The sequence below is a fragment of the Algoriphagus machipongonensis genome (assembly GCF_000166275.1).
GTDB lineage: Bacteria > Bacteroidota > Bacteroidia > Cytophagales > Cyclobacteriaceae > Algoriphagus > Algoriphagus machipongonensis.
This window is the reverse complement of sequence record NZ_CM001023.1, coordinates 2394464-2405433: the sequence shown is the minus strand read 5'-3', so window position 1 is coordinate 2405433 and position 10970 is coordinate 2394464. Positions and strand designations below refer to the sequence as shown.

The following is a 10970-nucleotide window of genomic DNA, read 5'->3' as shown; positions in this document are numbered from 1 at the left end:
TAAAAACAAAAAGTAAGGAGGGCTTGAAGCCTTCCTTACTAAATACCTTCCTAACTCCTAGAAGGGAAAACCCCTACCAAAGCAATGATATAATTTACAGCAAGGTAAGGTTGCATATTGTTATGAGCCAAATTACCTCCATTGTTACCTATAGAGTTACCGTTCATTTGACCTAAGTTCCCTCCAGAGTTAAAGGATTCGCCATCCACTGTATTTCCTCTTTCAATAGTTACTTTATGAGTAGCAATATAATTACCTGTAGGTGTTGGAGATGTTCCAGCATCTGAACTTGCTATTAAAGAGTGATTGTGGTTTGGCATTTCTGTAGTATTTAAAGTATGAGTTTCCTGCCCTCCTCTTTGTCCCAATCTATAAACTGACAATCCTGGGCCTTGGCCTTCTCCAATCGGAGCTCTACCTCTCAAGTCTGGAAGTGCAAAAGTCGTTCTTCCATCACCACCATAGGTGGTTCCTAAGATTGAAAACAAAGCTGTGTTTTGAGAAATAGCCAACAATTGGCCATCACAAAAAGCCCATCCTCTAGGTGCAAAATTCCCACCAAACATTACAATCTGTGCAATAAACGGTTCCATAGTAAAAATAATTTAGTTTAAAATAATTATGTAAAACATTTGACTTAATTAAAGAAAAACATACAATTGAAATGTATGCAAATAATATAAAAAGGCTTTAAAAGACATTAAAGCCAGAAAACTCACCATTTTTCAGATTGACAATTCCCTGTTCTGGAACCGTTTCACTTTGAACGTTAAGAAATATTTGTCGTCCTCCTTTATTTTTTAAACAGTATAATTGAGGACCTTTAATTTCGGAGCTAGAAGCAAAAAACTGATCTACTTCATCACTTTTCTCAGCCAAATCTCTTAGAGTAAAAACTGAATCATTGGAATTCGGATTTTCCATTAAACAATAAACCAATTCACAATTTTTTACTTTCCTCAAAAACTTAGCTTGATCATTTACTTTTCGGATAGTCCCAGAAATAGTTTGCCCAACTTCACCAAACGCAATTCCTAAAATACCAATACGCTTACCTGTCTTATTAGAAATTAAAAAATCAGACACAAAATCTGGTTTCTGACTAAAATTAGAATTTACCAAGGGTAAATCCTTATTTATTGAATCCGATAAATTTAAGTGTTTTTTAGTAAACAACACAGCGTCAGACCTAATTTCTTCGAATAACTCTGATTTAGTTACATAGTTATTATCAGATACTAAGATTAGGCTAGACTGCAAATTATTAAATGAACTTCGAAATTCTCCTCTAAGAACTTTAGGACTTAAATGAAAAATTTGATTAGTAGAACTCTTAATTCTAAATAGGTTACCTTTACCAAATCCCACCAATGGGGAGAATGCTACACCCAATGAAAGCCCGATTTTCTTTAAAAACATTCTTCTTTTCTGAGCCATATACTAAAAATAAATTTACTTCGTTACGCCAATTATTAGAAAAAAATCCTGAAAATCAAGAGATTTCACAATTAAAATTCGACACCTAAAAACCGATTAATTAGAAAAAGTTAATTCACTCTTTCAGAACCGATTTTTAAGTTTAACACATTTATTTATAGTTATTTAAAACCTCTATTAACTTCCAAATTTTTCATTCACCCTAACCCCCAGAGCAGCAATCTTTTGCCCCGTAATAATGGTACCTTCTAATTGAAGAATATTTAAGCGTAAACAGTTGTAATCACCGCAAATCACAAAAACCCCATAATTAGGATCCGAATAGACAATGGTTCCAGGTGAAAAGATTCCTACCTCATTAACTTCTGCAGGGCTAACTTCTAATATTTTAAGCTGGCTCCCTCTAAAAGTAGTTATTGCTCCTCCATAACCCGGATTAGAAGCATTGACCAGAGCTTCAATTTCATTGGCTTTTAATTCTTTCCAATCTATAGTTAAATCTAGTTCGGTGGGTCGTTTCAGTTGGTGTGAATTCACTTTAAGAGGCGTTCTTTGAATAGAATCCATTCTCCCCAACAAAGTATTTAACTTTCCCCCTGAAATTTGTGCAGCTCTAGCCCCTAACAAACCAAATGGCTCTCCTGGAAAGATCGGAATATCCTCTTCATATACTAAATCCCCAGCATCCCAATCTTGATCAATCAAATGAAAACTTATCGTCAAGGTAGGTTCCTGATTTTTCAAAGTCCAGAATAGTGGTGCGGGCCCAGCATATTTTGGCAACTTCCCAAAATGCACATTTAATACACCCATGGGAAAACTTGAAAAAATCTCCTCTTTTATTTTTTTGGAAAACCCGAAGCTTATTCCAATATCTGAATCTTTGCTAATAGAAGCCCAGCCATCTTTTGAAATTTGATCCCAATCAATTATTGGTAGGTTGCTTTGCTCCAAAAAGCCGATAAGCTGGGGATTAAAATTAGGCCCCTGAAGCTGAGTAACTACTCCCGATATTTCATGCGTTTTACCTAATTCAATAATAGCAGGAATGCTCCAGTTACTTTGAGTAAAAAATATGATTTTCATTGATAAATATTAATTATTCAATAATAAAACTTGAAACTAGGCCTATAATGTTACCCTTCCAAACAAGAAGATCGAGAAATTGAAAATGCTGATTGACTTTTCTTTGTTAGCATCTTCAAGAGATCATTCTTAATTTCAAGCCCATAATTAATTCGCCCTATATGAAATCAATTCAGCAAACCAGATTTTTAAAAGGATTATTTCTATTGTTTGTAATTGGACTACTCCCCTGGAGTGTAGATGCTCAGATATTTAGAACTCCTCAGCAATTTACTTTTCAAGATACGCTGAGAGGAAGTAATACTCCAGATAGATCTTGGTGGAACTTAGAACATTATCATCTCAAAGTAAAAGTTGACCCTGACACAAAATCAATTTCAGGATCCAATTTGGTTACCTATACGGTTTTAGATAAAGCAAAAAGACTTCAAGTCGAACTGCAAGAACCGATGAAATTGTTGAAAGCCACGCAGGGAAACCAAGAATTGAAGATCGAAAAAATCGGATATAGTTACTTGATCACACCAGCAATCAAACAAGAGGTGGGGCAATCCTACCAGTTTGAATTATTTTTTGAGGGTTCGCCAGTGATTGCGGTTAGACCACCTTGGGATGGAGGTTTGACTTGGAATGAAGACAGTAATGGTCTTCCTTTTATTGCCAATTCCAATCAGGGAATTGGAGCAAGTATATGGTGGCCCAACAAGGATTATCCAGCAGATGAACCAGATAAGGGAGTTCTAATTTCAGTAGAAGTTCCTGAAAACCTTATGGATGTATCCAATGGAAGACTGATTAAGACTGACCATAACAAGGAACAGAAAACAAAAACCTATCATTGGGAAGTGACCAATCCAATTAATAACTACGGCGTCAATATAAATATTGGGGATTATGTTCACTTTGGAGAAAAGTACGAAGGTGAAAAAGGCACTTTGGATATGGATTATTATGTACTGAGAGAAAACTTAAAGAAAGCTAAAAAGCAGTTTAAGGATGCTCCAAAAATGATGGAGGCATTCGAATACTGGTTTGGCCCCTACCCTTTTTATGAAGACAGTTATAAGCTAGTGGAAACACCCTATCTAGGGATGGAGCACCAAAGTTCGGTTACCTATGGAAACAACTACGCAAATGGTTACTTGGGAAGAGACTTGAGCGGAACCGGATGGGGAATGAAATTTGATTTCATCATCATCCATGAATCTGGGCATGAATGGTTTGCCAATAATATTACTTACAAGGATGTAGCTGACATGTGGATCCACGAAAGTTTTACTGCCTATTCAGAGAATCTCTTTTTGGACTACTATTATGGAAAAGAGGCAAGCCGTGACTACGTGCTCGGTACCCGTAAAAACATCAACAATGACATTCCAATCATAGGTCCTTACGGAGTAAATCAGGAAGGTTCTGGAGACATGTACTACAAAGGAGCAAACATGCTCCACATGATTCGTCAAATTGTAAATGATGATGAAAAATGGAGAGGAATATTAAGAGGTTTAAATAAGGAATTTTATCATCAAACTGTAAGCACCGATCAGGTGGAAAGCTTTATCAGTCAAAAAGTAGGATTAAACCTTTCTTCTGTTTTTGATCAGTATTTAAGGGATATAAGAATCCCAATTCTGAGTTATTATTTTGAAGATGGGAAATTATTTTATCGATGGGAAAATGCAGTGGAAACACTGAACATGCCTGTAAAAATATTCTGGGAAAACGGAGAAGAAACTTGGTTAAATCCCAGCACGAGATGGGAAAGTATTGATACAAAAAGCAGTCAAAAAAGTCTTGTAGTGGATCCAAATTTCTATGTGGGATCGCTTAATATTTCAGGAAAATAAAAAAGCTTCTTACAAAAAAACGGCCTCCATATCAGAGGCCGTTTTTTTGTATCATCTAGTTCATTAACATTTCAATCAGCTGTGCTGGTGCTTTTACGGTTTGTACCATTTCATCAGCCAGTTCCTTATGGAGTTCGTATTCCAAATCAAATATCAGACCTGACACAAACACTTTGTCCATTTTTAGGTCTTGCTCAAATCGATCAAACTTTCGTTTACCTGTGAGTTGAATCCCATATTGTTGGAAAACTTTTGTTATTCTCTTTAGCTCATTTACATTTTTCATAAGCTTACTGTTAATAGTTATTGGTTTAGTTTTAGACGTAGGCAGCAGCTTCGGAATCAAACTCTTCTACATCTGTATCTTCAAGCTCGATATGTTTTTTCTCACTTTTACCAAGCTTGAACATCAATCGATCAAATAAGTAATAGATCACAGGTACTACCACCAAGGTCAAGAACATGGAGGAAAGTAGACCTCCAATAATAACCCAGGCAAGACCATTTTTCCATTCAGCTCCCGCTCCACCAGCCAAGGCAATAGGAAGCATCCCAATCACCATTGCCACAGTAGTCATCAAAATGGGACGAAATCTAATTTTCACTGCTTTCTCTAATGCTTCCTTCACTTCTACCCCAGCTTCTTTTAGCTGGTTTGTAAAGTCTACTAAAAGAATAGCGTTTTTAGCAACCAATCCCATCAACATGATCAGTCCCATGATACTAAAGATGCTTAGGGTTCCTTTGGTCAAAGCCAATGCCAAAAGCGAGCCCATTAAGGCCATAGGCAATGAGAACATAACTACCAGTGGATAAACATAGGAGTCATAAAGAGCCACCATAATCAGATAAATAAGGATTATAGATGCCATTAAAGCCAATCCCAAACTACCGAAACCTTCACTTTGGTTTTTCATATCTCCATCATAATTGATCTGGACTTGCTGTGGTAATGTCATCTGATCAATAGCTGCTGTCAACTCAGCCCCAACATTACCAGAAGGGACTCCTGCTACCTGAGAAGTAATTTTCACAGAAGATACACGGTCTCTTCTTTCCAGTTTTGTCGGCCCTTCGGATTGGGTAACCTTTGCAAACTGAGCCAATTTCACCTGTTGACCTTTTCTGTTAACAAAAGCCAAATTCTCTACATCAGAAATAGATTTTCGGTCAAACTCATTCAGCTTAACCATGATATCATATTCGTAATCTCCATCCGTGTATTTTGAATCATCATTTCCATTGAAAGCCACCTGAAGCGCTCCACCGACCATATCCATGGACAAATTCAATTCATTCATTTGATCACGATCAACCTCTATTTTGATTTCAGGGTTACCAGATTCCAGTGAACTTTCAATTTTTCTCGTTCCTCGGATATCAGCTAATATTCCCATGATCTTCTCAGAAGTCACTCGGATACTATCTTTATCCGGTCCAGAAACAATGACCTGAATCGGCGCATCATTCGCAGTCCCCATAATGGAAATTGGGACAGCTGTATATTCAGCCCCTGTGATATTTTCCTCTAAGTAATTCTCTACGTTTCTTGCATAATCAGGACCTGAAAGTGATCTATTTTCCTTCCCTACCAGTTTTACGGATATTTCAGAAGTAAATGGTGAGGATTGAGAACCAGTATACTGACCACTGGAAACACCAACAGTTGTAAACACTTCAGTCACTTCAGGAAGAGTTCTTAAGTAATCTTCCACTTCTCTAGTCTTGAAATTTGTTTGCTCTAAAGTGGCGTCTTTTGGTAATTCCAAACGTATTAAAAACTCACCTCGATCTCCCTGGCTTACAAACTCGCTGCCTATAAAACCATTTCCTACCAAGAGGAATGATGAAACAAATAAGACAAATGTGATCCCCATTAAAACGAGTTTATGAGCAAATCCCCATCTCAATATACTTACCAACCAGTCTACAAAGCCATCTAAAAAACTTTCAAATCCATAGATGATCTTTCCAAAAAAGGAATCCTTGCTTAAATGCTCCAATTTAGAAAATCGCGAAGTCAATAATGGGATCAGTGTAAATGCCACCAACAAGGAAATCATTGTGGCCGTGGCGACTGTGATACTGAATTGGGTAATGATACCCGCAATCAATCCACCAGTCATCGCCAACGGAACAAAAACCACAACGATTACCAGGGTGATAGAAACAACTGTTGATCCTATTTCTCTAATTCCGTCATAAGAAGCTTGGGCAATAGATTTACCCATTTCCAAGTGACGGTAAATATTTTCGATGACCACAATGGCATCATCCACCAAGATCCCTACGACCAATGAGAGAGCAAGCAAACTCATCAAGTTCAACGTAAATCCCGCTAAATACATCACAGTAAAAGTCGCAATGATGGAAGCAGGCACCGCAATCATTACGATCACCGCATTACGAATACTGTGCAAGAACAATAACATGATCAGTGCAACGAGTAGAATGGCGATCCCTAAATCTTTGATTACATCGTTTGCTGCCTCTAGCGTAAACTCAGAAGTATTTTGAGATATTTCAAAGGAAACTCCTTCTGCATTATAAGTAGTCTCCAATAAGTGAAGTTCATGCTCAATTACCTCTGAAACTTCTACTGCGTTGGCATCAGACTGCTTTTGTACTGTCAGACCAATCGCTGCTTTTCCATTCAGCCTGGTTAATATTTCTTCATCCTTGAAATCATCCTGCACCTCTGCTACTTCTTTCAACTGAATCGGAGATTGATCATCTCGGTAAGCAATGATTAAATTTTCTATTTGCTCAACAGAAGAGAATTTACCCGCCAATCGAATTAGGATCTGGCTATCCTCGTTTTTCAATCTACCTGTAGGAAAATCCAGATTACTGGCATTGATAACTTGAGCTACAGTAATCGGAGAAATCCCATAGGCTTCTAGCTTGTTTCTATCCAAATTGACTTTGATCTCACGCTCCGTTCCGCCCAGCATATTCACTTGAGCTACCCCACTGATTTTTGATAGAGATGGTTGAATCTTATTTTTCACCAAATCATAAAATTGAGATGGGTTCAAGTCTGAATAAACAGCCATTTGCATGATCGGTAAATCATCCAGATCAAACTTCCCTAAACTTGGGGGGTCGGCATCCTCTGGCAAGTCTCCTAATATCGCATTGATCTTACGCTGTGCCTCCTGAAGTGAAACATCCACATTTTGGCCAGCCTCAATCTCAATGGTGATGATAGAAATACTCTCTTGAGAAATAGAATTCATTGATTTGATTCCTTCCAAGGAAGCCACGGCATCTTCGATTTTTTTGGTTACAGATGTTTCCACCTCCGATGGTGCTGCTCCAGGATAGACCGTAGAAATAGTCACCACATTAGCTTCCATTTTAGGTAATAACTCATAGGATAATTGCGTGTAGCTAAAAATCCCCAGTAAAGTCAGTACCGTAAAAAGGACGACGACCATGGTCGACCTTTGAATTGATATTTTAGTAATATTCATGCTTACTGAACTTTAACTTTGGTGCCTTCTTTGATATTGATCAAACCAGAAGAAATCACTTCCTGACCTGCTGTTAAGCCGTCAAGAACTTCCACAGTACCTTCATCTAATGGATTGATTGTCACTTGATGGTAGACTGCCTTACCATCTTCAATTGTATAAACACCTGGGTTTTTCAAACTTCCCACCACTGATTTCCTTTGGATTTGGAGAACTTCTTCATCTTGAGAAAATTCAAATTCAGCAGTTCCGAACATGCCTGCTTTGATAGCATCGGCATCTTTTCCAGACATCTCTAAAATGACCTCATACTTGAATGATCCATCAGCCTTGTCAGAGATAAAGTCTACTTTTCCAGAAAACTTCTCACCGGAAATAGCATTTACTTTTACGGGGATCACATCTCCATTTTTTACTTTAGAAATCTCATTCTCAGAGACTTTTACAGAAAGCTTCAGTGGGTTTTTATTGATGATTTCCGCAATCGGCATTCCTGGAGAAACCAAAGTTCCCATTTCATAAAAGTCTTCATTTATAAATCCCGAAATAGGCGCAGTAATTTGAGTATCAGAAAGCCTCTTTTTTAAAGCATCAAACTGCGCATTTGCAATTTTAAAAGCCTTCTCGTTTTCCTCGTATTGCTTCTTAGTGATTGCGTCCGTCTCTGCAAGATTTGCATATCGAGCCAAATCCTTCTCTGCTTGATCTCTGTTCAATTTCGCAATTTCATAATCGGCACGAATCAAGCGGTCATCTACCTGCACAATCAAATCTCCTCTTCTCACATAATCTCCTTTTTTCCTTAGGATTTTTACAATGGAACCTGAAGTTTCAGCCATCAATTTCAATTCTTGATGAGGTTCAAAAACTCCATTTGCCTCAAAATTCCTGTTGACTGTTTTTGCTTCAACTCTCTCTGTAGTCACCGAGATATAGTCACTGGATTTCATTGCCAGGGTAGCTGATTCATTCAGCTCTGCTTTGTTGTTGTAAAGTGTAAAAGCAACTGCTCCTACTGCTACAAACATGAATATGATAATTAATGCCTTTTTCATTGTTGGTCTTAGTTTAAAAGGTTGGATATTTTGCCGGTAGAATTCAAAATTTCTAATTGAGATATTCTAACCTGAATGATTTGATTGTTGTAGTTAGCTTGGGCTGAGCGCTGGGTAGTTTCAGCCTCCAAAAGATCCGTCAAGGGACTTAATCCTTCTTTGTACAAGAGTTCCGAATCACTTAATACATCATTGGCCAAAGCCAAATTGTCTTTTAAAGCTTCCAAAGTACTCAGGGAATTGAAGTAAGAATTAATCGCTGTTTGGTACTCTAAATTCGCTGCATCTTCTGCTTGAAGTTGATCCAGTCTTAATTGCTCAGCGCTTATTTTGGATTGAGCTGCTTTGGACTTGGTCTGCAAACCGTCAAAAATGGGTATCTGAAGTTTCAGTCCGACCAAGAATCCCTTATGCCATACTTTCCCTTCACTTAAAAAGTCAAAGTTTTGAGAGAATGCATTGGTATTCCAGTCAGCAAAACCAACCAGCTGTGGTAGATGTTGAGATCTGATATTCTTATACTCGTATTCATAAAGCTGTTCTTGAACCCCTAGCAATTGAATATCTTTTCTATCAAAGACATTTAAGTCAGCAATCTGAAATTCCTGCACCTTTTCATTCATATTAGCGATGCTTCGATCAAAAGAAACTTCAGTATCCACAGGAATCCCCATTACTAATTTCAAATAACCTTCGCTCTTGTTGATTGCGATTTCTAGGTTCTCCAATTCACTTTGAACAGAAGTCAGATTAACTTTCACCCTATTCAAATCAACTTTTCTTGCCAAGTCATTATCGTATTGAGATTGAAGTATTTTCTCAAACCCTTTTAATTGGTCGATATTAGCCAGTAAGTTTTCTTTTTGAAGGTAGTTCCTAAGTAGCTCTTGGACATTTCATGAATGATATCTTCCTCACTCTGTAAAACTCCTCCCCTGTTTTGGCAGCTTTAAGCCCAATCAAATAGGAATTACTATAAATCAACTGACTTAACTCAAACCCAGCTTTTAATGACTGCGGAACACCTAATGAAATCACTTCGATATCTCCAGGATCACCTGGTACTGCCTGAGGGAATACATCGATAAAATTATTGTATTGTCCATAAGCAGATAACTGAGGTAATCCAGCTCCACGTATTTCGTCACGATTGTACTTGGCTTTGGTCTCATCCAAAACCGCCTTTTTCAAATTTCTGTTGTTTTCAATGCCAATTTGTAAGGTTTGCTTTAAGTCTAAAGTGTCAGGGTACTGGATCTCTCCCGAACTCGCTTGCGCAAAAACCAAATATGGACTGAGCAGAAACATCAGAATTGTCAAATATTTTCTGAACATGGTATTAAATAATAGTTAATTTATAATATTAAAGTTGGTTCTGTGATTAGAGAACTATATAGATAAATTTTTTTAAGCTTGTTGCTTTTTGAATCTCTCAAACAAGGATGGAATCTCCTGTTTAAAAAAGCATAGGAAATTTGAAAAATCTCTCATTCTACAATTGAATTCTGGGTTCTTTTCGGTTCTCACTTCCAACACCTCATCAATAAATTTTTGAATCTCGGCAATGTTTTGAAGCTCCTTTTCAAAGTCTTCTCTCCAATCACTCACCTTCAATGCAAAATATCTTTTCCTGTCTCCAGGTCTTGTACTATACACACATCTTCCTTTAGCCTGAAGAAAAGTAAGAGCATTACTTACCGTACTTTTACTTACTCCTAATTGCTCCACTATCTCATCAAAAGAAACCTCACCTTCTTCATGTACCAAAAGCAAACCGATAATTCTTCCTACTAGAGGCTGCATTCCCTTATGCTCATGAAATACTCCAATGCGCTCTATTAATTCCTTATGTTTTTCAGTTAAAATCATACGCCATTAATTTGGGTTATGCCGATACTAACGGGACAAAGATAAACAAAGTTCAGTTAGTTCTGCAAATACAGAACCAAAATATTTTATTTATTTCTAAAGCTAGTCAAAAACCAATTCTTAATAACAATGATTGTGGATCATTAATATTTCATTTTCAAACATTAGGGACTATATTTCAAATTGAACCAATAGCTAAC

Annotated in this window: 10 protein-coding genes; 1 reads left to right on the top strand and 9 read right to left on the bottom strand. The window is 37.3% G+C overall.

All coding sequences use genetic code 11. The features are described 5' to 3' along the window. Positions 1-50 precede the first annotated feature (50 nt). From ALPR1_RS10130 to ALPR1_RS10120, 3 genes are all read right to left on the bottom strand, one after another. The gene (locus tag ALPR1_RS10130) at positions 51-593 is read right to left on the bottom strand and encodes a phage tail protein (RefSeq protein WP_008200417.1); all 543 of its coding nucleotides are present in this window, start codon (positions 591-593) and stop codon (positions 51-53) included. Positions 594-690: 97 nt separating this feature from the next. Beyond that, positions 691-1437, bottom strand: a complete 747-nt coding sequence (locus ALPR1_RS10125) for a hypothetical protein (protein ID WP_040302738.1) — start codon at positions 1435-1437, stop codon at positions 691-693. 177 nt (positions 1438-1614) lie between these two features. Next, positions 1615-2523 carry a methionyl-tRNA formyltransferase gene (locus ALPR1_RS10120; protein ID WP_008200414.1) on the bottom strand — a complete coding sequence of 303 codons (909 nt, stop codon included), beginning with the start codon at positions 2521-2523 and terminating at the stop codon, positions 1615-1617. A gap of 161 nt (positions 2524-2684) precedes the next feature. Here ALPR1_RS10120 and ALPR1_RS10115 point away from each other — a divergent pair, with 161 nt between their 5' ends. Next, positions 2685-4370 (top strand): M1 family metallopeptidase, encoded by a 1686-nt coding sequence (locus ALPR1_RS10115; RefSeq protein ID WP_008200413.1) that lies wholly within the window; start codon positions 2685-2687, stop codon positions 4368-4370. Between the two features lie 55 nt (positions 4371-4425). Here the strand turns inward: ALPR1_RS10115 and ALPR1_RS10110 are convergent, their stop codons facing one another. From ALPR1_RS10110 to ALPR1_RS10085, 6 genes are all read right to left on the bottom strand, one after another. Beyond that, positions 4426-4656 carry a hypothetical protein gene (locus tag ALPR1_RS10110; protein WP_008200412.1) on the bottom strand — a complete coding sequence of 77 codons (231 nt, stop codon included), beginning with the start codon at positions 4654-4656 and terminating at the stop codon, positions 4426-4428. 31 nt (positions 4657-4687) lie between these two features. After that, the gene (locus ALPR1_RS10105) at positions 4688-7846 is read right to left on the bottom strand and encodes an efflux RND transporter permease subunit (RefSeq protein WP_008200411.1); all 3159 of its coding nucleotides are present in this window, start codon (positions 7844-7846) and stop codon (positions 4688-4690) included. 2 nt (positions 7847-7848) lie between these two features. Beyond that, complete coding sequence (locus tag ALPR1_RS10100; RefSeq protein ID WP_008200410.1) at positions 7849-8901, bottom strand: efflux RND transporter periplasmic adaptor subunit; 1053 nt, start codon at positions 8899-8901, stop codon at positions 7849-7851. Positions 8902-8909: 8 nt separating this feature from the next. Continuing rightward, entirely contained in the window at positions 8910-9689 is a 780-nt protein-coding gene (locus ALPR1_RS20745; protein ID WP_040302736.1) for a TolC family protein, read from the bottom strand. 88 nt (positions 9690-9777) lie between these two features. Then, positions 9778-10236 carry a TolC family protein gene (locus ALPR1_RS20740; protein ID WP_040302734.1) on the bottom strand — a complete coding sequence of 153 codons (459 nt, stop codon included), beginning with the start codon at positions 10234-10236 and terminating at the stop codon, positions 9778-9780. A 72-nt stretch (positions 10237-10308) separates the two neighbouring features. Further along, positions 10309-10770 carry a GbsR/MarR family transcriptional regulator gene (locus tag ALPR1_RS10085; protein ID WP_008200409.1) on the bottom strand — a complete coding sequence of 154 codons (462 nt, stop codon included), beginning with the start codon at positions 10768-10770 and terminating at the stop codon, positions 10309-10311. Between the last annotated feature and the right edge of the window lie 200 nt (positions 10771-10970).

Excerpts from the sequence above, each read along its gene's own strand:
- ALPR1_RS10130 (WP_008200417.1), bottom strand. The coding sequence starts at position 593 with ATGGAACCGTTTATTGCACAGATTGTAATGTTTGGTGGGAATTTTGCA.
- ALPR1_RS10125 (WP_040302738.1), bottom strand. The coding sequence starts at position 1,437 with ATGGCTCAGAAAAGAAGAATGTTTTTAAAGAAAATCGGGCTTTCATTG.
- ALPR1_RS10120 (WP_008200414.1), bottom strand. The coding sequence starts at position 2,523 with ATGAAAATCATATTTTTTACTCAAAGTAACTGGAGCATTCCTGCTATT.
- ALPR1_RS10115 (WP_008200413.1), top strand. The coding sequence starts at position 2,685 with ATGAAATCAATTCAGCAAACCAGATTTTTAAAAGGATTATTTCTATTG.
- ALPR1_RS10110 (WP_008200412.1), bottom strand. The coding sequence starts at position 4,656 with ATGAAAAATGTAAATGAGCTAAAGAGAATAACAAAAGTTTTCCAACAA.
- ALPR1_RS10105 (WP_008200411.1), bottom strand. The coding sequence starts at position 7,846 with ATGAATATTACTAAAATATCAATTCAAAGGTCGACCATGGTCGTCGTC.
- ALPR1_RS10100 (WP_008200410.1), bottom strand. The coding sequence starts at position 8,901 with ATGAAAAAGGCATTAATTATCATATTCATGTTTGTAGCAGTAGGAGCA.
- ALPR1_RS20740 (WP_040302734.1), bottom strand. The coding sequence starts at position 10,236 with ATGTTCAGAAAATATTTGACAATTCTGATGTTTCTGCTCAGTCCATAT.
- ALPR1_RS10085 (WP_008200409.1), bottom strand. The coding sequence starts at position 10,770 with ATGATTTTAACTGAAAAACATAAGGAATTAATAGAGCGCATTGGAGTA.